Annotated in this window: 20 protein-coding genes; 14 read left to right on the plus strand and 6 right to left on the minus strand. The window is 62.3% G+C overall.

All coding sequences use genetic code 11. The features are described from left to right. Positions 1-30: 30 nt before the first annotated feature. From thiM to FFR93_RS28640, 11 genes are all read left to right on the plus strand, one after another. Positions 31-834 carry a hydroxyethylthiazole kinase gene (gene thiM, locus FFR93_RS28590; RefSeq protein ID WP_138395626.1) on the plus strand — a complete coding sequence of 268 codons (804 nt, stop codon included), beginning with the start codon at positions 31-33 and terminating at the stop codon, positions 832-834. Further along, the gene (gene thiE, locus FFR93_RS28595; protein ID WP_064707109.1) at positions 831-1,466 is read left to right on the plus strand and encodes a thiamine phosphate synthase; all 636 of its coding nucleotides are present in this window, start codon (positions 831-833) and stop codon (positions 1,464-1,466) included. The genes thiM and thiE overlap by 4 nt, the downstream gene beginning before the upstream one ends. Then, positions 1,463-2,272 carry a bifunctional hydroxymethylpyrimidine kinase/phosphomethylpyrimidine kinase gene (thiD, locus tag FFR93_RS28600; RefSeq protein ID WP_138395627.1) on the plus strand — a complete coding sequence of 270 codons (810 nt, stop codon included), beginning with the start codon at positions 1,463-1,465 and terminating at the stop codon, positions 2,270-2,272. Before thiE ends, thiD begins: the two co-directional genes overlap by 4 nt. 210 nt (positions 2,273-2,482) lie before the next feature. Then, complete coding sequence (locus tag FFR93_RS28605; RefSeq protein ID WP_138395628.1) at positions 2,483-2,962, plus strand: GNAT family N-acetyltransferase; 480 nt, start codon at positions 2,483-2,485, stop codon at positions 2,960-2,962. 24 nt (positions 2,963-2,986) lie between these two features. Further along, the gene (locus FFR93_RS28610; protein WP_138395629.1) at positions 2,987-4,009 is read left to right on the plus strand and encodes a glycoside hydrolase family 3 N-terminal domain-containing protein; all 1,023 of its coding nucleotides are present in this window, start codon (positions 2,987-2,989) and stop codon (positions 4,007-4,009) included. A gap of 40 nt (positions 4,010-4,049) precedes the next feature. Further along, positions 4,050-5,696: an ABC transporter substrate-binding protein gene (locus tag FFR93_RS28615; protein ID WP_138395630.1), complete on the plus strand. Its 1,647-nt coding sequence runs from the start codon at positions 4,050-4,052 to the stop codon at positions 5,694-5,696. A 58-nt stretch (positions 5,697-5,754) separates the two neighbouring features. After that, positions 5,755-6,732, plus strand: coding sequence for an ABC transporter permease (locus tag FFR93_RS28620; RefSeq protein WP_138395631.1), 978 nt, complete (start codon positions 5,755-5,757; stop codon positions 6,730-6,732). A gap of 1 nt (position 6,733) precedes the next feature. Then, the gene (locus tag FFR93_RS28625) at positions 6,734-7,612 is read left to right on the plus strand and encodes an ABC transporter permease (RefSeq protein ID WP_138395632.1); all 879 of its coding nucleotides are present in this window, start codon (positions 6,734-6,736) and stop codon (positions 7,610-7,612) included. Further along, positions 7,609-8,412, plus strand: coding sequence for an ABC transporter ATP-binding protein (locus FFR93_RS28630; protein WP_138395633.1), 804 nt, complete (start codon positions 7,609-7,611; stop codon positions 8,410-8,412). Before FFR93_RS28625 ends, FFR93_RS28630 begins: the two co-directional genes overlap by 4 nt. Further along, positions 8,409-9,308, plus strand: a complete 900-nt coding sequence (locus FFR93_RS28635; protein ID WP_138395634.1) for an ATP-binding cassette domain-containing protein — start codon at positions 8,409-8,411, stop codon at positions 9,306-9,308. The genes FFR93_RS28630 and FFR93_RS28635 overlap by 4 nt, the downstream gene beginning before the upstream one ends. Before the next feature lie 70 nt (positions 9,309-9,378). Further along, complete coding sequence (locus tag FFR93_RS28640) at positions 9,379-10,056, plus strand: hypothetical protein (protein ID WP_138395635.1); 678 nt, start codon at positions 9,379-9,381, stop codon at positions 10,054-10,056. Positions 10,057-10,063: 7 nt separating this feature from the next. On the opposite strand, the gene FFR93_RS28645 is transcribed toward FFR93_RS28640, so the two are convergent. The 3 genes from FFR93_RS28645 to FFR93_RS28655 all read right to left on the minus strand — a co-directional run bounded on the left by FFR93_RS28645 (position 10,064) and on the right by FFR93_RS28655 (position 12,118). After that, a complete protein-coding gene (locus FFR93_RS28645) occupies positions 10,064-10,858 on the minus strand; it encodes an aldolase/citrate lyase family protein (protein WP_064707119.1) in 795 nt (264 codons plus the stop codon). Positions 10,859-10,920: 62 nt separating this feature from the next. After that, positions 10,921-11,121, minus strand: coding sequence for a hypothetical protein (locus tag FFR93_RS28650; protein ID WP_064707120.1), 201 nt, complete (start codon positions 11,119-11,121; stop codon positions 10,921-10,923). An 88-nt stretch (positions 11,122-11,209) separates the two neighbouring features. Continuing rightward, a complete protein-coding gene (locus FFR93_RS28655) occupies positions 11,210-12,118 on the minus strand; it encodes a LysR family transcriptional regulator (protein WP_138395636.1) in 909 nt (302 codons plus the stop codon). Positions 12,119-12,214: 96 nt separating this feature from the next. Between FFR93_RS28655 and betC the strand changes: the two genes are divergently transcribed. Further along, positions 12,215-13,729 (plus strand): choline-sulfatase, encoded by a 1,515-nt coding sequence (gene betC / locus FFR93_RS28660; RefSeq protein WP_138395637.1) that lies wholly within the window; start codon positions 12,215-12,217, stop codon positions 13,727-13,729. 18 nt (positions 13,730-13,747) lie between these two features. Here betC and FFR93_RS28665 read toward each other — a convergent pair whose 3' ends face one another. Both FFR93_RS28665 and FFR93_RS28670 read right to left on the minus strand, forming a co-directional pair. After that, on the minus strand, positions 13,748-14,608 hold the full coding sequence (locus tag FFR93_RS28665; protein ID WP_138395638.1) for a TIM barrel protein: 861 nt from the start codon (positions 14,606-14,608) through the stop codon (positions 13,748-13,750). 66 nt (positions 14,609-14,674) lie between these two features. Next, positions 14,675-16,045, minus strand: coding sequence for an amidase (locus tag FFR93_RS28670; RefSeq protein ID WP_138395639.1), 1,371 nt, complete (start codon positions 16,043-16,045; stop codon positions 14,675-14,677). A 272-nt stretch (positions 16,046-16,317) separates the two neighbouring features. Between FFR93_RS28670 and FFR93_RS28675 the strand changes: the two genes are divergently transcribed. Both FFR93_RS28675 and FFR93_RS28680 read left to right on the plus strand, forming a co-directional pair. Next, the gene (locus FFR93_RS28675) at positions 16,318-16,587 is read left to right on the plus strand and encodes a hypothetical protein (RefSeq protein ID WP_138395756.1); all 270 of its coding nucleotides are present in this window, start codon (positions 16,318-16,320) and stop codon (positions 16,585-16,587) included. Between the two features lie 105 nt (positions 16,588-16,692). Next, on the plus strand, positions 16,693-17,130 hold the full coding sequence (locus tag FFR93_RS28680) for a DUF1810 domain-containing protein (protein ID WP_064707126.1): 438 nt from the start codon (positions 16,693-16,695) through the stop codon (positions 17,128-17,130). A 41-nt stretch (positions 17,131-17,171) separates the two neighbouring features. Here the strand turns inward: FFR93_RS28680 and FFR93_RS28685 are convergent, their stop codons facing one another. Continuing rightward, on the minus strand, positions 17,172-17,678 hold the full coding sequence (locus FFR93_RS28685) for a hypothetical protein (protein ID WP_138395640.1): 507 nt from the start codon (positions 17,676-17,678) through the stop codon (positions 17,172-17,174). Positions 17,679-17,791: the final 113 nt, after the last annotated feature.

The raw sequence follows: 17,791 nt of genomic DNA on the forward strand, positions 1-17,791 counted from the left end.
CCCGCGGCCGCCCCGCCTGAAAGGGGCACCATGCAGAGCAAGATCACGTCGGGAGCCATGCTGAAGGCGATGCGCGAAAAGCCGCCGCTCGTCCAGTGCATCACCAATTATGTCGCCATGAACGTCGCGGCCAATGTCCTGCTTGCGTCGGGTGCCTCGCCCGCCATGGTACATGCCGCTGAAGAAGCCGGTGAATTCGCCGGCATCGCGAATGCATTGACCATCAACATCGGCACGCTTTCGACGCAATGGATCGACGGCATGCAGACGGCGGCGAAGGCCGCCAACGCAGCCGGCAAACCCTGGGTGCTCGATCCGGTCGCGCATTACGCGACGGCCTTCCGCCGCGCAGCGGTCGCCGATCTCCTGGCGCTCGAGCCGACGATCATCCGCGGCAACGCGTCCGAGATCATCGCGCTTGCTGGCGGAGAGAGCCGCGGCCAGGGCGTCGACAGCCGCGACCCGGTCGAACAGGCGGAGGATTCGGCACGGCGGCTGGCGGAGCGGCAGCAAGCCGTCGTTGCCGTCACCGGTGCGGTCGATTTCGTCACCGATGGTGAAAGGGCCGTGCGCATTCAGGGTGGGTCGGCCCTGATGCCGCAGGTCACCGCGCTCGGTTGCTCGCTTACCTGCCTCGTCGGCGCCTTTGCCGCGACCGCGCCCGAGGATATCTTCGGCGCGACTGTCGCCGCGCTTGCGACCTTCGCCGTTGCCGGCGAAGATGCGGCGCTGGGTGCCGCCGGCCCGGGCTCCTTCTCCTGGCGCTTCCTCGATGCGCTGGCTGCGATCGACGCCGAAACGCTCGATGCCAGGGCAAGGGTATCGGTCGCATGAAGCGCTTCGACCTTTCGCTCTATCTCGTTCTCGATTCCGATCTCTGCGCCGCGATCGGCATGATCGAGACCGCGCGCCTTGCCGTTGCCGGCGGCGCGACGATGGTGCAGCTGCGCGACAAACATGCGGGCACGCCCAGAATGATCGAGACCGGCCGAGCCTTGAAACAAGCGCTTGCGGGAACCGGCGCGCTGCTTATCGTCAATGACGATGTCGAGGCAGCGGTCGCCATAGGTGCCGACGGCCTGCATATCGGCCAGGAGGACATGGATGCGCGCACGGCACGGACAATGATCGGTCCCGACATGATCCTCGGCCTCTCGGTCGAGACAGCGCCGCTTGCTAGCGCCGTCGATCCCGGTCTCGTTGATTATACCGGCGTCGGACCGGTCTTTGCGACCCCGACCAAGGCCGACCACAAACAGCCAATCGGCTTTGACGGTCTTGCAAGGCTGGTGAAGGCCTCGCCGGTGCCGTCGGTCGCCATCGGCGGCCTCAAGGCGGAGCATGTGGCGGAGGTGTTCACAGCCGGCGCCAGAGGGCTTGCCGTCGTCTCCGCCATCTGCGGCACTGCAGACCCCGAGGCCGCCACCCGCCGCATCGCCGCAGAAATCCGAAAGGTCCGCCCATGATCCGCAACGTTCTCTCCATCGCCGGCTCCGATCCATCCGGCGGCGCCGGCATCCAGGCCGATCTCAAGGCCTTTTCCGCCCGCGGCGTCTACGGCATGGCGGTGCTGACCGCGCTGACGGCGCAGAACACGCAAGGGGTGAGCGGCGTGCATCTGGTGCCGCCGCAATTCGTCGCCGACCAGATCGATGCCGTCTTTGCCGATGTGCGCGTCGACGCCGTCAAGATCGGCATGATCGCCAATGCCGGCATTGCCGAGGCCGTCGCCACAGCGCTCACCAATCGACGTGGCATCCCCGTCGTGCTCGACCCGGTGATGATCGCCAAGGGCGGCGCCGCCCTGCTTGAGCCTGACGCGGTCGACGTGCTGACCCGGCGGCTGCTGCCGCTTGCCACGCTTCTTACCCCGAACCTGCCGGAGGCCGCTGCACTTCTGCACCAGCAGGTCGCAACAAATCGGGCCGAGATGGCTGCCCAGGCCGAACAGCTGCGTACCCTCGGTCCGACCGCCGTGCTGGTCAAGGGCGGCCATCTCGACAGTGACGAGAGCCCCGACGTGCTTGCCACAGCCGGCGGCCTGCACTGGTTCGAGGCCCGACGCGTGCCGACCAAGAATACCCACGGCACCGGCTGCACGCTCTCCAGTGCGCTGGCCGCCGAACTTGCCAACGGCGCCTCGGCTTCCGAGGCCGTTGCCATCGCCAAGGATTATCTCGCCGGCGCGGTCGCAGCCGCGGGAAAGCTCAGCGTCGGCTCTGGCCACGGTCCGGTGCAGCATTTCCACGCGCTGTGGAAACACACCGAATAAGCGCTGGCATCGGCAAACAGATGCAAATGTAAAACGGCCCGGCTTCTTCCGGGCCGTTTTGCATTGGACCCATACCCACATTGAAGGCGCAACGAGAACAGTCGCGTCCCATCTGAAAATCCCTGTTGACAAGCCTTCTGAGATGGCCAAGTCTATGACATTAAAAGGGGATATATTCCGCAATAGCGGAACATCTGGAGGAGAGAACAGGTGCCAGACCTGCTTGTGAGCTTATATTCCAACAGGCTCGCCGAACTGAAAGAACGGGCCGACGTCGTCGGCGCCTCCATCCGTCCGGCTCTTCCTCCGGAACTGCACCTCGTGGTCAACTGGGTTCGCGAACAATTCAGCGAGAACTGGGCAAGCGAGGTTTCCGTCGCTTTTTCCCGCCAGCCCGTCGCCTGTATGATCGCCGTGGAAGGTGGCAAGCTGCTCGGCTTTGCCTGCTACGACACGACTGCACGCGGCTTTTTCGGCCCGACCGGCGTCGATCCAGGAGCACGCGGCAAGGACATCGGCATCGCGCTGTTTTCCGCGTGCCTCCAGACCATGAAGGCGCTCGGCCATGCCTATGCCTTCATCGGTGATGCCGGTCCGGTCGATTTCTACGCCAGCGCCGCAGGCGCGATCGCCATCCCTGCCCCCGACAAAGGCATTTATGAAGGCATGCTGAGAAGCGCGCCGAGATGACCATCTGATACCGGAGTTACTGAATTGTCCCCGACCCCGCTCGCCCTTTTCGTCGGCCTCCCGAACCCCACGATTTCGGATGAGGAATTCGCGCTCTTTCGCGAGACCAATCCGCTCGGCCTTTTCGTCGGGCGGCGCAATCAGCGCGAGCCGGAGCAGACGAAGCGGCTCATCGACCGCTTCCGCGAAGCCGTCGGCCGCGACGATGCGCCCGTTTTCACCGACCAGGAAGGCGGCCGCGTCCAGCATCTCGATGCCGGCCCCTGGCCGCTCTTCCGCAGCTTCGGCCAATTCGCCGAGCTTGCCCGCCGCGATTTCGATCTCGGCAAAAGAGCACTGCGCCTTTCCTCCCAGGCCATAGGCGCGATGATGACGGAACTTGGCCTTTCCAGCGGCTGCTCGCCCGTTCTCGACCTCGTCTTCGAGACGACGAGCACGGTGATCGGCGCCCGCTCGTTCGGCCCTGATCCCGACTTCATCGCTGCCCTCGGCCGCGAGGTTGTCGACGGTCTGCTCGAGACCGGCAACATGCCGGTGATGAAGCACATTCCCGGCCACGGCCGCGCGACGCTCGATTCCCACAAGGAGCGCCCGGTCGTCGATGCCAGCCGTGAGACCCTCATCGCCACCGATTTCAAACCATTCGTCGCGCTGAAGGATACGCCCTGGGCGATGGTCGCTCATGTCGTCTATTCGGCTTATGACGCGGAGCTGCCGGCGTCGATCTCGCCTGTTATGCACGACGTCATCCGCAAGGACATGGGTTACGAGGGCGTGCTGATCTCCGACTGCATCTTCATGGAGTCGCTTGCCGGCACGCTGCCGGAGCGGGTCGCCCAAGTGCTCGATGCCGGCTTCGACATCGCCCTCCACAGCCATGGTGACGTCAGGGAAAGCGAAGCCGCCGCCAAGGCGGCCCGCCCGCTGACGGATGCCGCCCTCAAGCGCATCGCCGCCGGCAAGGCCCGCCTCGGCGATCTCAAGATCGATTATCGCGCCGCCCACGCCGAAGTCGAAGACATGTTTGCAAGCGCGCTTGTCTCCTGACCGGCGCGCCATCTCTCACTGTATAAAAGGGGAATAGAACATGAAAAAATATCTTCTTGCAGCCGCAGCACTCACGCTTCTTTCGGGATCCGCCATGGCGCAGACGGTCCTGACGGCGAATATCGAACCGGCGACGACCTGGGTGCGCAACTTCAACCCGTTCAACCAGACCTCGGCGCGCCAGTCGACGCTCGATTTCATCTATGAGCCGCTTGTTATTTTCAACCGCTTCGACAGCAACAAGCCTGTCTATCGCCTTGCCGAAAGCTTCAAGCTGTCCGACGACCTGAAGAGCATCGAGTTCAAGCTGCGCCCCGACCTGAGATGGTCGGATGGCAAGCCGTTGACCGCAGCCGACGTCAAATTCACCTATGACTACCTGAAGAAGTTCCCGGCGCTCGATTTCGTCAGCATCTGGACCTTCGTCACCGACGTGCAAGCCGTCGACGGCCAGACGGTGCGCTTCACCCTCGCCAATCCGAGCTCGCTTGCCGCCGAGCAGATCTCGCAGCTGCCGATCGTTCCGGAACATGTCTGGAAGGATGTCGCCGATCCCGTTACCTTCGCCAACGAGAACCCAGTCGGTAGCGGCCCGCTGACCGAGGTGCCGCGCTTCACCGGCCAGACCTACGACCAGTGCCGCAACCCGAACTACTGGGACAACGCGCATCTGAAGGTCGATTGCATTCGCTTCCCGCAGCTTGCCGACAACAACCAGATCCTGACGGCAACGGCCGACGGTACGCTCGACTGGGGCGTCTCCTTCATTCCCGATATCGACAATGTCTATGTCTCGAAGGACCCGCAGCACTTCCACTACTGGTATTCGCCGAGCAGCATGGTCGCCTTCCTGTTCAACCTGGAAACAGCGAATGAGAACAACAAGAAGGCCTTCACCGACGTGAAGTTCCGCCGCGCAGTCGGCATGGCGCTCGACCGCAAGACGATGATCGACGTCGCCGGCTACGGCTACCCGACGCTGAACGAAGACCCCGGCCTTATGGGCGAGCTCTACAAGAGCTGGGCGGATCCGTCCGTCAAGGCCGACTTCGGCAAGTTCGCCACTTATGACGCCGACGCCGCCAAAGCCCTGCTCGACGAGGCTGGTTATAATGACAAGGACGGCGACGGCTTCCGCGACAATCCCGACGGCAGCAAGATCTCCTTCTCGATCATCGTCCCGAACTCCTGGACGGACTGGGTCGACACCGTAAACATTGCCGTCGAAGGTATGCAGGCGGTCGGCATCGACGCCAAGATCGAAACGCCTGAGGAAGCCGTCTGGACCGGCAACCTCATCAACGGAACCTTCGATGCGGCGATCAACAGCCTGCCCGCTTCGGCCTCGCCGTATTACCCCTACAAGCGCGCCTTCAGCGCCTCGGACAAGGGCAAGACCCGCTTCACAGCGCAGCGCTGGTTCAATCCCGATGTCGAGAAGCTCGTTGGCGAGTTCACCCATACCGCCGACCTTGCCAAGCAGAAGGAAGCGATCAACAAGGCGCAGCGCATCGTCGCCGAAAACATGCCTGTCATTCCGGTGTTCAACAATCCAAACTGGTATCAGTACAATACCAAGCGTTTCACCGGCTGGTCGACCAAGGAGAACCCCTTCGTCAATCCGTCGATCTCGCGCACCAATCCGGCACGCCTCTTGAACCTGCTCGCCCTGGAACCTGTGAAGTAAGCATCATGATCTCCGGAAGCGGCATAGAAACCGCCGCTTCCGCCACGACGGAGTTCCCATGGCTTTTCTGCTTCGCCGCCTCGTCTTCTATATGGCAGCCTTCATCGCGGCAGCGACGATCAATTTCTTCCTGCCCCGGCTGATGCCGGGCGATCCGGTGCAGATCATGTTTTCGAGCGCCGGCGCCGAATTGCCGCCGGAAAGCCTGCAGGCGCTGAAGCTCACCTTCGGTTTCGTCGACGGCCCGCTCTGGCAGCAATATCTCACCTATCTCGGCAGTATCTTCACCGGCGATCTTGGCCGCTCGATCAAATATTTCCCGCTGCCGGTCACTTCGGTGCTCGGCCATGCTCTCGTCTGGACCGTCGGCCTGATGGGAACGGCAACGATCGTCAGCTTCGCGCTCGGCACCTTCCTCGGCATCGTCGCCGCCTGGCGGCGCGGCAGCAAGTTCGATGTCATCGTCTCCGTCGGCGCGATCTTCGCGACCTCGGTGCCGGCTGTCGTCACCTCGCTGATCGTGCTCTTCATCTTCGGCTTCACGCTTGGCTGGTTTCCCAATGGCTATGCCGCCGACCCGTCACTCGATCCGGCTCTCAGCCTGCAATATATCGGCAGCGTCGCCTATCACGGCATCCTGCCGATGGTGACGCTCTGCACCGTGCTGATCGGCGGCTTCACCGTCACCATGCGAAACAACATGATCAATCTGCTCGGCGAGGACTATATCGTCATGGCCCGCGCCAAGGGTCTGTCCGACCGGCATGTGATGCTCTGGTATGCGGCGCGCAATGCCCTGCTGCCGACCGTCTCCAGCCTTGCCATCGCCATCGGCACCATCCTCGGCGGCTCGCTGGTGACGGAGGTCGTCTACAACTATCCCGGCCTCGGCAACATTCTTTACCAGGCGATCCTCGCCCGCGATTACCCGGTCATCCAAGGCCAGCTCCTCATCATGACCGCGACCATGCTGATCGCCAATTTCATCGTCGACGTCAGTTATATCTTGCTCGACCCGCGGCTGAAGGGAGCATGAAATGAGAGCCCTGCTTCGAAACCGTAAGGCGCTCGCTGGCCTCGTCATCATCGCTTTCATCATCGCCGTCGCGATCGCAGCGCCGCTGCTGACGCAATATGATCCCGCTGCCCGCACCGGCAGGCCGCATCAGCCGCCGTCGCTCGATCATCTGCTCGGCACGACCCGCATCGGCCAGGATGTCTTCGCCCGTCTGCTCTACGGCGCACGCACATCACTTGCCGTCGGCTTCGGCGCCGGCCTGCTGATCACCTTCGTCGGCACAGCGCTAGGCATCATCTCCGGTTATCGCGGCGGCAAGACGGATGAGATCATCAGCTTCTTCACCAACATGGTGCTCGTCGTTCCCAATCTGCCGCTGCTCTTGGTGCTCGCCGCCTTCATCGGCCAGGCAAGTCCGCTGGTCATCGCCCTCATCCTCGGCGCCACTTCCTGGGCCTGGGGCGCGCGCGTCACCCGCGCCGAGACGCTCTCCGTCAAGCAGAAGGATTTCGTCAAATCCGCCGAGATGATGGGCGAGCCGCAATGGCGCATCATGACATTCGAGATCTTCCCCAACGTGATCTCGATCGTCGGCATCAATTTCATCGGCAGCGTCATCTTCGCGATTATCACAGAGGCGACGCTGGAGTTCCTCGGCCTCGGCGATCCCAAAGCAATCTCCTGGGGCACGATGCTCTACAATGCCCAGAAGGCCTCGGCCCTTTCGGTCGGTGCCTGGTGGGATATCCTCACCCCCTGCTTCGCGCTCGCCTTTCTCGGCATCGGCATGTCGCTGCTGAACTTCGCCGTCGACGAGATCGCCAATCCGCGCCTGCGCACCGGCAATCACCTGAAGCGCTGGTCGCTGCTCGTCCGTTCCGGGGAGGGCCGCCTGTGACGCAGCCGCTGCTTTCGGTGAGGAACCTCACCATCGACTATATCGGCGAGGAGAAGGATTTTCGCGCCGTCGATGATGTCAGCTTCGACGTCGCACCGAGCGAAGTCTTCGGCCTTGCTGGCGAATCCGGCTGCGGCAAGAGCACCATCGCATTCGCCATCAGCCGCCTGCACAGGCCGCCGGCACTGATCCGCAAGGAGAGCCGTATCCTGCTCGACGGCCGCGACGTGCTCGGCCTCGACCGGCAGGCGCTCGCCGCCTTCCGCTGGCGCGAGGTTGCCATGGTTTTCCAGAGCGCCATGAATTCGCTGAATCCGGTGCTGCGCATCGAGGCTCAGTTTTACGACGTGCTGCGTACCCATAAGAACATGAGCCGCGCGCAAGCCCGCGAGCGCACCGCCGAGATGCTGAAACTGGTCGACATCGCGCCGGACCGCATGCGCGACTATCCGCACCAGTTTTCCGGCGGGATGCGCCAGCGCATCGTCATCGCCATCTGCATGGCGCTCGATCCGAAACTCGTCGTCATGGACGAGCCGACGACAGCGCTCGACGTTGTTGTCCAGCGCGAGATCCTCCAGCGCATCAACGAACTTCGTCGCAGATTCGGCTTCTCCGTGCTGTTTATCACCCATGATCTCGGGCTCATGGTGCAGTTCTGCGACCGCATCGGCATCATGCTTGCCGGCAAGCTCGTTGAGCAGAACGGCGCCGAGGCGATCTACAAGACGCCGAAGCACGCCTATACGAAGAAGCTCTGGGCCTCCTTCCCCTCGCTTCATGGAGGCGTGCTGCTGTGAGCAATGCCATCCTCGCTCTAGACCAGGTAACGAAGACCTTCGGCCACGGCGCATCCGCCGTCCATGCTGCCCGCACGATCTCCTTTTCGCTGCATGCCGGCCGGGCGCTGGCGCTCGTCGGCGAATCCGGCAGCGGCAAGACCACTTGCGCCCGGATGGCGATGCGCGAGTATCAGCCGACATCGGGGCAGATCCTCTATAAGGGCCGCCCGGTCGAAGGGGCGAAATCCGCAGAAATCGCCCGGTACCGCCGTTCAGTGCAGATGATCTTCCAGGACCCCTTCGCCTCGCTGAACCCTGCTCACACCATCGCCCATCATCTCAGGCGACCGCTGAAGCTGCACCGGCCGGAGATCAAGGGAAGCGAGATCGACGCAACGATCCGCGGAATGCTGCAGCGCGTCAGGCTCGATCCCGATCTCGTCGCTCCGAAATACCCCCACGAGCTCTCCGGCGGCCAGCGCCAGCGCGTCAACATCGCACGCGCCCTTGCCGTCAAGCCTGAAGTCATCGTCGCCGATGAGCCGACCTCGATGCTCGACGTTTCGGTGCGCCTCGGCGTGCTCAACCTGCTGAACGAGATGAAGCAGGAGATGAATCTCGGGCTGCTCTACATCACCCATGACATCGCCACCGCCCGCTATGTCGCGGAGGACATCGCGGTGATGTATGCCGGCCAGATCGTCGAATGGGGCAGCACCGCCAGCGTGATCGACAATCCGCTGCACCCCTATACAAGACTGCTGCTTTCGGCCGTGCCCGATCCCGATATCCGCTTCGACGATCCGAAGGCACGCCTCAGGCCCGATGAGGTCGACGACGTCCGCCGCCGTTCCGCCGCACCGCAGGACAATATCGTCGAAGTGGAACCGGATCATTTCATGCGGATGATCTAAGGCCGGTTTGCTGGCTTCGCCCCTCGCCCTATGCTAGGGGACGATCCCTTTCATGTGAGGCGAAACCGTCATGCTGCCCTGGATCCAGCTCGATTCCGCGACCATTCCCGGCGAAGACGGCGAACTCAGGCTGAAGCGGCGCGGCAGCGAATTCTCGATCGTGCTCGGGGCCAACGAGCTGATGAACAGCCGCCTCAGCGGCTCGGAGGAGGCGCTGGCGACCCTTGCCTGGGAGCGGATCAAGGCGCATCCAACGCCGAGAATCCTGATCGGCGGGCTCGGCATGGGCTTCACCCTGCGTGCCGCCCTTGCCGTGCTTCCCGAGGATGCCGCCGTCACCGTCGCCGAACTGGTGCCCGCCGTCATTGCCTGGGCGCGCGGGCCGATGGCCGAGGTCTTCAAAGGCTGCCTCGACGACCCGCGCGTCGGCATCCATCAGGGCGATGTCGGCGAGGCGATCCGCGCCGGCAAGGTCGCCTATGACGCTATCCTGCTCGACGTCGACAACGGCCCGGACGGGCTGACCCGCAAATCCAATGATCGTCTCTATGATTTCGCCGGCCTGCGCGCCGCCCGAGACGCGTTGCGCCCCGGCGGCGTGCTCGCCGTCTGGTCATCCGGTCCCGATCCGGATTTCACCCGCCGTCTCAAGGACAGCGGCTTTGCCGTCGACGTCGTCAATACCCGCGCCAACCGCAAGCGCGGCGCCCGGCATGTGATCTGGCTGGCGGTTAAACCGGCCCGCTGAGACGAGCTCAGCCGCCGGAAGCGATCCTGCGCGCAGCATTGATCGCCCGGCGGGCGCCGGCGCGCAGTTGCACCGTCTCCGCACCGGCGATGACCAGATCGAAGCCGAATTTCAGCAGTTCGCCGGCCCGCTCACCGTCGCCGGCATAGGCACAGGCGAATTTGCCGTGGGCGCGGCAGCGCGAAACGGCGTGCTGCATGGCGCTGTCGATCTCGGCGGCGTTCGGCGCCACCTGGTCACCGTTGGACAGCGCGATCGAGAGATCGGCAGGGCCGACGAAAATGCCGTCAATGCCGGTCACCCCGAGAATGCCGTCGATCGCATCGAGGGCGGCGCGGGTCTCGACCATGGCGATGGCGACGGTGAGCTCGTTGGCGTTCTTGAGATAGGCATCGGCCGACAGGCCGGAATGGTTCAGCGCAAGAGATGGCCCCCAGCTGCGCTCGCCGAGGGGCGGATATTTCGTGGTCCTGACGAGCGCTCGCGCATCCTCGGCCGAATTGATCATCGGCGCGATGACACCGGAGGCACCGGCATCGAGCAGCCGCGAGGCCGAGGCGAAATCGCCGACGGGAATGCGCGCGATGGCCGGCTTGCCGGCAAGACGCGTCTGAGCGACAGCGTTTGCCGCCGACTGCATGTCCCACATCCCATGCTGCATATCCAGCACGACTGCATCGAAAGCTTCCTGCGCCAGATGGTTGACGAGCATGGCGTCGGGGATGCCGACCCAGCCGGAGATCATGCCGCCTTGATGCTTCCTGATCCGGTCCGCAAAGCCATCGATTTCAGCTGCGCTCATGCCATTCTCCTCATTTCGACAGGCCGTCAACGGCCGGATTGCCGCCAAACGGCAGCAGCAATTCATCCTCTGCGGTGCAGCCGCGAGCTGATGACCATCACGACGATGCCCGCAACCGCCAGAACGGCGCCCCAGAGCATCCAGATCTTTTGGGCAATCATGAAACTGGACGCCGGATAGGGAAAATAGCCGCTTCCCTGCCCGATCCAGATCAGGCCGAGCAGGACCATAAGCAGTCCGATGACATATCCGATCGCTCGCATGCGTCAGCCACCTTCTCCTTAGATGCGATCCCACAATGTCGGTCGCCATTGCCAATGACAAGGCTTCTCCCGACGAGAAATGCAACCGTTACCCACCATTTCTCTTCACCTCATCCGACAGCCAGGCGCTCAGCCTCTCGCTGTGGATGTTCGGAGATCGCGGCGGCACCAGCCAGTAACCGTGGTCGGGCGCCTCCAGCGGCGGGCCGGCTTCCAGCAGCATGCGTGCCGAAAGAAGCGTATCAACCAGGCCCATCCAGCCGATCGCCACCCCTTGCTCGCTCAGAGCGGCTTGAACGACCAATGAATAGGTATTGAAACTGATATCGCCGCGACCGGCATTGATGTCGCGCAGGACCGAGAATTCGGCAAAATAGCTGCGCCAGTCGAACCAGGGTGATGGCAGCGGCGCATCGAGATGAATGAGCCGCGCCTTGGCAAGCTGTCCTGGATCGTCGAAAGGGCCGTTGCGATCGAGAAATCCCTGCGTGCAGACGGGCACGATCCTCTCCGGCAACAGCAGCGTACCGACAGAGCCGAATTCCGCCCGCGTACCGAAAACCACCGCGACATCTGCCTCGTCGCGAAATCCGGCGGCAAGCCGCTGCGTCGCGACGATCTGCATATCCGTTTCCGGATGCAGATGGCGAAAGCCATCCATACGTGGGATCAGCCAGAGCGCCGAGAAAGCGTAATCGGTCCTGAGTCTGACGACCGGTCTTTGAGCTTCGACCCTGAAACTGCGGGCGAGGGCATCGATGTCGCCGATCGCTTTTGCGGTGACCTCAAGAAGCCGCTCGCCCTCGGCAGTGAGTTCGACCCCGCGATGCCGCCGGCGCAGCAGGGTGACGCCGAACTGCTCCTCCAGCCGGCGGATCTGGTAGCTCACGGCTGGCTGGGTCAGCCCGAGAAGAGTTGCAGCCGCTGAAAAGCTCCCGAGCCTGGCGATCTCGACGAACAGGCGCATCCATCCGAGCTCAGGCGGTCGTTCTGACATAAAAATCCCTTTGGGAAGCCATCGAAAAAAGCAGCCTTTACAGGTGAGATGATAGGCGTTTCAATAAAATCTTCAAATAGCAAAAGGCAATTCCAAATGGCGCGCCCTAACTTCCTTATCCTGATGGTAGATCAGTTGAACGGGACATTGTTTCCCGATGGCCCCGCCGATTTTCTTCACGCGCCGCATCTGAAATCGCTGGCTGAGCGCTCGGTGCGTTTCGGCAATACCTATACGGCAAGTCCGCTCTGCGCGCCGGCGCGAGCCTCCTTCATGTCCGGACAATTGCCGAGCCGGACGCGGGTCTATGACAACGCGGCCGAATTTGCGTCCGATATCCCGACCTATGCCCATCATCTGCGCGCGGCCGGATATCAGACGGCGCTTTCGGGAAAGATGCACTTCGTCGGCCCCGACCAGCTGCACGGCTTCGAAGAGCGCCTGACGACGGATATCTATCCTGCCGATTTCGGCTGGACACCTGACTACACCAAGCCCGGCGAGCGCATCGACTGGTGGTACCATAATCTCGGCTCGGTCACCGGCGCCGGCGTGGCCGAAATCACCAACCAGATGGAATATGACGACGAGGTCGCCTATCACGCCACGCGGAAACTCTACGACCTCTCGCGTGGCCATGACGAGCGCCCCTGGTGCCTGACCGTCAGCTTCACGCATCCACACGACCCCTACGTCGCACGGCGCAAATATTGGGATCTCTATGAGGACTGCCCGGCCCTCGATCCGGCGGTTGCACCGATCGCGTATGATCAGCAGGACCCGCATTCGCAGCGTCTGATGAGAGCCTGCGACCACGATGCATTCGATATCAGCCGCGAACAGATCAGGCGGGCAAGACGCGGCTATTTCGCCAATATCTCCTATGTCGATGAAAAGATCGGCGAGGTTCTCGACGTCCTGCAACGCAGCCGCATGGCCGGCAACACGATCATCCTCTTCGTGTCCGACCATGGCGACATGCTCGGCGATCGCGGCCTCTGGTTCAAAATGAACTTCTTCGAAGGTTCTGCCCGCGTTCCGCTGATGATTGCGGCACCAGGCTGGAAGCCTAACCGCATCGACCAACCCGTCTCCACCCTCGACGTGACGCCGACGCTCGCCGGCCTCGTCGGGATCGACATCGCTTCGCTGAGACCGTGGACCGAGGGCTGGGATCTTGCACCGCTTGCCCAAGGCACCGGCAGCCGCGGCCCCGTGCCGATGGAATATGCCGCGGAAGGCTCCGAAGCGCCGCTCGTCTGCCTGAGGGATGGGCGATATAAGCTATCGCTCTGCGAGAAGGATCCGCCTATGCTGTTCGATCTCGAGGCCGATCCGCAAGAACTCAAGAATCTGGCGGCCGACCCGGCGCATGCCGACACCTTGGCTCGGCTTGTCGAACAGGCCGGGCGACGTTGGAACCTGTCAGATTTCGATGCGGCCGTACGCGAGAGCCAGGCACGCCGCTGGGTGGTTTACGCAGCACTTCGCAACGGCGCCTATTATCCGTGGGATTATCAGCCGCTGCAGAAAGCCTCGGAGCGTTATATGCGCAACCACATGGATCTAAACGTGCTGGAGGAAAGCCAGAGGTTCCCGCGCCAGGAATAAGCGCGAAGTCCTTGGTATTTAAGCAATGCTGCGCGCCGGCGCCTCGCGCAGGAAACCCTCGATGAACTGCTTTTGCAGCAGAATGCCGTCCCATTCGTCGGCGAAGAACGGCGAGTCGTAGATCAGCGTGAAAGGACCGGCGTAACCGGCCTTTTCGCACATCTCCAGGCACTTGCGATAATCGTCCGCATCGAGGCCGGTGGCGCCGTAATCGGCCTTGGCGTGGCAGATTTCCGCCCAACCCATGATATCGGCCAGGCCTTCGTATTTGGCCGGTGCAGCCCAGTTGCCAAGGTCGCCGTTGAGCCCGACCCTCCCGTTCAGCCGGTCCAGCAGCCAGTTCACTTCGACGGGGGACGGCAGCAGATCGAACCAGTTTTCGACGACGACACGCACATTGCTGCCCTCCGCCTTTTCGGCCAGCCAGCCAAGGTTACGGGCGGCGCGGGCAAGGTTTTCCTGCACCGGCTTCTGCTTGCCGGCGATGACGCGCATCCTTTGCGCCCCGAGCGCAGCCGCAATATCGATCCATTCTGCCATCCATCTGACGTCGCGTTCGGCCGTTTCGGGGTCGCTTGGATCGCCGTCCTCGACGAGCAGGGTCTGGAACAGCACGTTCGACGACGCCATCGCGTCGCTGAGTTCACTCAAATAAGCGGCATCAAGGCTCGGCAGATGGAAGGAGCAGACTTCCAGCCGGTGTATACCGCGCGCGGCGAGCGCTGCCGGCATGTCGATCAGCGCCGCACCGCCGGGACCATATGGCTGTTTTGGCGCCGCGCTCTTGCCGGGATCGGGGCTATAGGCATAAACGGTGCCGAGCAGCCGATGCAGCGACCAGGTCGAAACCGCGAAGCGTCCGTTCTGCAAAACCTGCACGTGCTTTCCTCCAGGCTCTCCTCATCCATCAATGGCAATAAAAGCCCGGTGGTTCAATTGCCAATTTCAGACGAAATCGCCGCGGACCACCGCCTCGGCAGCAAGTGCCGCCCCCAGCAGCGCCTCGTCACGACTGGCGGTCGCCGAAAGCAGCAGACCGACCGGCATGCCTGCTACGCCCGTGCCGCAGGGGATGGAAACGCCGCACCAGTCTAGGAAATTGCCGAGCGCGGTGTTGCGCAGCGTCTTGTTATTCGCAGCGAAGAAGAGTTCATCATCATCCTCCAGCGGCGCGATCGGCGGAGCGACATGAGCGACCGTGGGAAAGGCGATCAGACGGTTACCGATAAGACGCTCCGCATCGGCGATCAGGCGGCTGCGTGCCTGCAGGATCGCGATGTAATCGGGCGTCGTGGTCCTGCTTCCCAAGCGGGTGCGCATGACGACGCGATGGTCCATCCGGTCTGCGTCCGGCCCCTCCAGACGTTCGCGGTGAAGGGCGAAAGCCTCCGCCGTTACCAGCGGACCATATCTCGTCATCAGGTCGAAGATTTCGTTGAAAGCGGGAATGGCGGTGCGGGAAACGGAGGCGCCCGCATTTTGAAAGCGCTCCAAAGCCGCCTCGAACGCGGCAATGACACCCGGTTCCGCCGCATCGAAAACGACATTTTCGGGCACGAGCAATTCCAGCCCCCGCAGCGGTCGCTGGACGACATCAGGCGCGGTCAAGCCGCGCATCGCCGCATCGATCCAGACGGCGTCCCTGACGCTGCGGCAGAGCGGCCCCAGGGAATCGAGGCTCTTGGCCAGCGGAAAGACGCCATCCATCGCATGACGGCCGCGTGTCGCCTTGTAGCCGACGATGCCGTTGAAGGCCGCAGGAATGCGCACTGATCCGCCGGTATCCGTGCCCATCGCGACCGGGACCAGCCCGGCTGCGACGGCGACACCGGCGCCGGAGGACGAACCGCCGGGAACGCGCGGGAGATCGGCGCCGCGTGGATTGACCGGCGTGCCGTAATGCGGATTGATGCCCAGGCCGGAAAAGGCGAATTCGCTCATATTGGTGCGGCCTATGGCGACCATGCCCGCCTGCCTGAGGAGACCGACGATCGCCGCATCGCAGCTGGCGGGCGCGTCGGCGGTCAGGACGACGGACCCCGCCGTCGTCGGCAACCCCTCGATGTCGAAAAGATCCTTCCACGCAATCGGAACGCCGTCCAGCAGACCCAGCGAGCGCCCTTCCCGCAGACGTTTGGAAGATGCGAGCGCCTCCTCCATAGCCCGGTCTTTGAGCAGCGTGGTGAAGACCGCCTTATCGGCATAATTTTCGATGGATTCGAACACCGTCTCGGCCACATCGACCGGATCGGCGGCACCGCCTTGGATGAGGACGGAAAGCTGGGCGACCGACATCGCACCGAAGGATTTGCTCATGGGACGGTCCTGATGAGAGATGCTGTCAAAGGACTAACCCGGATCATTCGAGCGAGCCAGAGCCTCACGGTCTTTTGCATCTATTGGTACGAATTTTTGAACACTGAGTTTGGATATCGCCCCTTCATTTGCCACGATTGAAGACACACATGCATGCACGCATGCCGAGCCGGTTCGGCGTGAGGGTGAGAGTGTCCTCTTCGACCGCCCCCGCATGTGTTGCAGGAGTAATTAAAATGATAGATTGTGAAACATTAAGCCGTCGCCAGGACATGGTGACCCTCCATGTGAAAGAGGACGAAACGGCCGGCCCAGGCGAGCACGACTATGTGGAACATGTCAGCGCCCAGAAGCTTTCCGGTTTCGAGCGCATTTTCGTGGTTGCGGCCTTGGTCGTCCTGAGCTTTGCAGGTTTTGCCGCATATTCTTCTGGTGATACCGATCCTATGACGACCTCGGCCATTGCCGCCACATCAGGCGACAGCGCGCCGCCTTACGGCCACTGCCGCGACAGCAGCCCTTATGCTGAAAGGGTTTGCTGAAGGCGACCGTGGCTCGCCTCTGCCAGCCTGGCGCCGGCTACAAGAACCGGTTCGCCGGGCAAGGAGATCTTGGGCCAGGCTGCTTGACAGCAAAGAGGAGAGACCATGGCCGGCAACATCGACTACAATCTTGGTCGTTTCATTGAGGCGCAAAAGGGCGTCTATGAACAGGCGCTTTCCGAGCTGAAGGCCGGACGCAAGACGTCTCATTGGATGTGGTTCATCTTCCCGCAGATTGCGGGCCTCGGCACCTCTGCGATGGCCGAAAAATATGCCATACGCTCGGCCGGGGAAGCGGCCGCCTATCTCGCCGATCCCACTCTCTCGAGCCGGCTGCTGCGCTGCGTCGAGGCGATTTTGTCGATCGACGGCCGATCGGCACATGACATCTTCGGTTCGCCTGATGATCTCAAGCTGCGCTCATCAATGACCTTGTTTGCCGCGATCAGCGATCACGGCTCGCCCTTCCACCGGGCGATCGAACGCTTTTATCAAGGAAAATTCGACGAGCGGACGATCGAAATCCTCAGCGCCAGAGACTAAAGCGTGAAGCGGCAGTTGGTGAAGACACGCGCCGCCAGGTTCTATGGCGCTGATTTTATCCGCTTGATGACCGTTAAATGGCAGCAAATGCAAGCCAAACAGACGGATACAAAAAGGACGACCCCAAGCGGCGAGTAGGATAGCGGCAGGAACGACCAGTCGCTTCGCTGAAGCTGAGGCATCGCAAAGCCGGAAAGGCCGGCTTGCGCGACTGCTGCCCGTCCCATAGTTAGCCCGGTCGCGATTAGCGCGATATGGGCATGGATGAAGCCCGACCGGTAGTGTCTTTGCGGCTGCAGGGCCACTCGAATCCCAAAAACCGATGCAAGCATCAACAGGACCGCGGCGCTCCAAATTCCAACGCCGGGTACCGCTAAAAGCAGATAAATGGGTTCGCGCATGACCGGAAGTATCGTCATATGGAGCCACCAGGCGAACGCACTTGCCGGATAGCTTTCCAAGAGCGGCATGCTGAGAACGAAGATCAATGCTGTCGCATAAGCGAGTGATGGTCCAAGTCGCATCAGCGTGAAAATAGCGGTCCGCATAAGGCGCTCCATCCTTTGACCTGCTAAGAGGTTAGGCGACGTTGATTAATTTTCTACTCTGAGAATCACCGGACACATGATACCAACCTTGAATGGTTGCCATCTACCACGCT

The organism is Rhizobium sp. MHM7A (assembly GCF_005862215.1).
GTDB classification, from domain to species: domain Bacteria; phylum Pseudomonadota; class Alphaproteobacteria; order Rhizobiales; family Rhizobiaceae; genus Rhizobium; species Rhizobium bangladeshense.

Excerpts from the sequence above, each read along its gene's own strand:
- thiE (WP_064707109.1), top strand. The coding sequence starts at position 831 with ATGAAGCGCTTCGACCTTTCGCTCTATCTCGTTCTCGATTCCGATCTC.
- FFR93_RS28615 (WP_138395630.1), top strand. The coding sequence starts at position 4,050 with ATGAAAAAATATCTTCTTGCAGCCGCAGCACTCACGCTTCTTTCGGGA.
- FFR93_RS28680 (WP_064707126.1), top strand. The coding sequence starts at position 16,693 with ATGGCCGGCAACATCGACTACAATCTTGGTCGTTTCATTGAGGCGCAA.
- FFR93_RS28655 (WP_138395636.1), bottom strand. The coding sequence starts at position 12,118 with ATGTCAGAACGACCGCCTGAGCTCGGATGGATGCGCCTGTTCGTCGAG.
- FFR93_RS28625 (WP_138395632.1), top strand. The coding sequence starts at position 6,734 with ATGAGAGCCCTGCTTCGAAACCGTAAGGCGCTCGCTGGCCTCGTCATC.
- FFR93_RS28640 (WP_138395635.1), top strand. The coding sequence starts at position 9,379 with ATGCTGCCCTGGATCCAGCTCGATTCCGCGACCATTCCCGGCGAAGAC.
- FFR93_RS28685 (WP_138395640.1), bottom strand. The coding sequence starts at position 17,678 with ATGCGGACCGCTATTTTCACGCTGATGCGACTTGGACCATCACTCGCT.
- FFR93_RS28620 (WP_138395631.1), top strand. The coding sequence starts at position 5,755 with ATGGCTTTTCTGCTTCGCCGCCTCGTCTTCTATATGGCAGCCTTCATC.
- FFR93_RS28675 (WP_138395756.1), top strand. The coding sequence starts at position 16,318 with ATGGTGACCCTCCATGTGAAAGAGGACGAAACGGCCGGCCCAGGCGAG.
- thiM (WP_138395626.1), top strand. The coding sequence starts at position 31 with ATGCAGAGCAAGATCACGTCGGGAGCCATGCTGAAGGCGATGCGCGAA.
- betC (WP_138395637.1), top strand. The coding sequence starts at position 12,215 with ATGGCGCGCCCTAACTTCCTTATCCTGATGGTAGATCAGTTGAACGGG.
- FFR93_RS28670 (WP_138395639.1), bottom strand. The coding sequence starts at position 16,045 with ATGAGCAAATCCTTCGGTGCGATGTCGGTCGCCCAGCTTTCCGTCCTC.
- FFR93_RS28650 (WP_064707120.1), bottom strand. The coding sequence starts at position 11,121 with ATGCGAGCGATCGGATATGTCATCGGACTGCTTATGGTCCTGCTCGGC.
- thiD (WP_138395627.1), top strand. The coding sequence starts at position 1,463 with ATGATCCGCAACGTTCTCTCCATCGCCGGCTCCGATCCATCCGGCGGC.
- FFR93_RS28645 (WP_064707119.1), bottom strand. The coding sequence starts at position 10,858 with ATGAGCGCAGCTGAAATCGATGGCTTTGCGGACCGGATCAGGAAGCAT.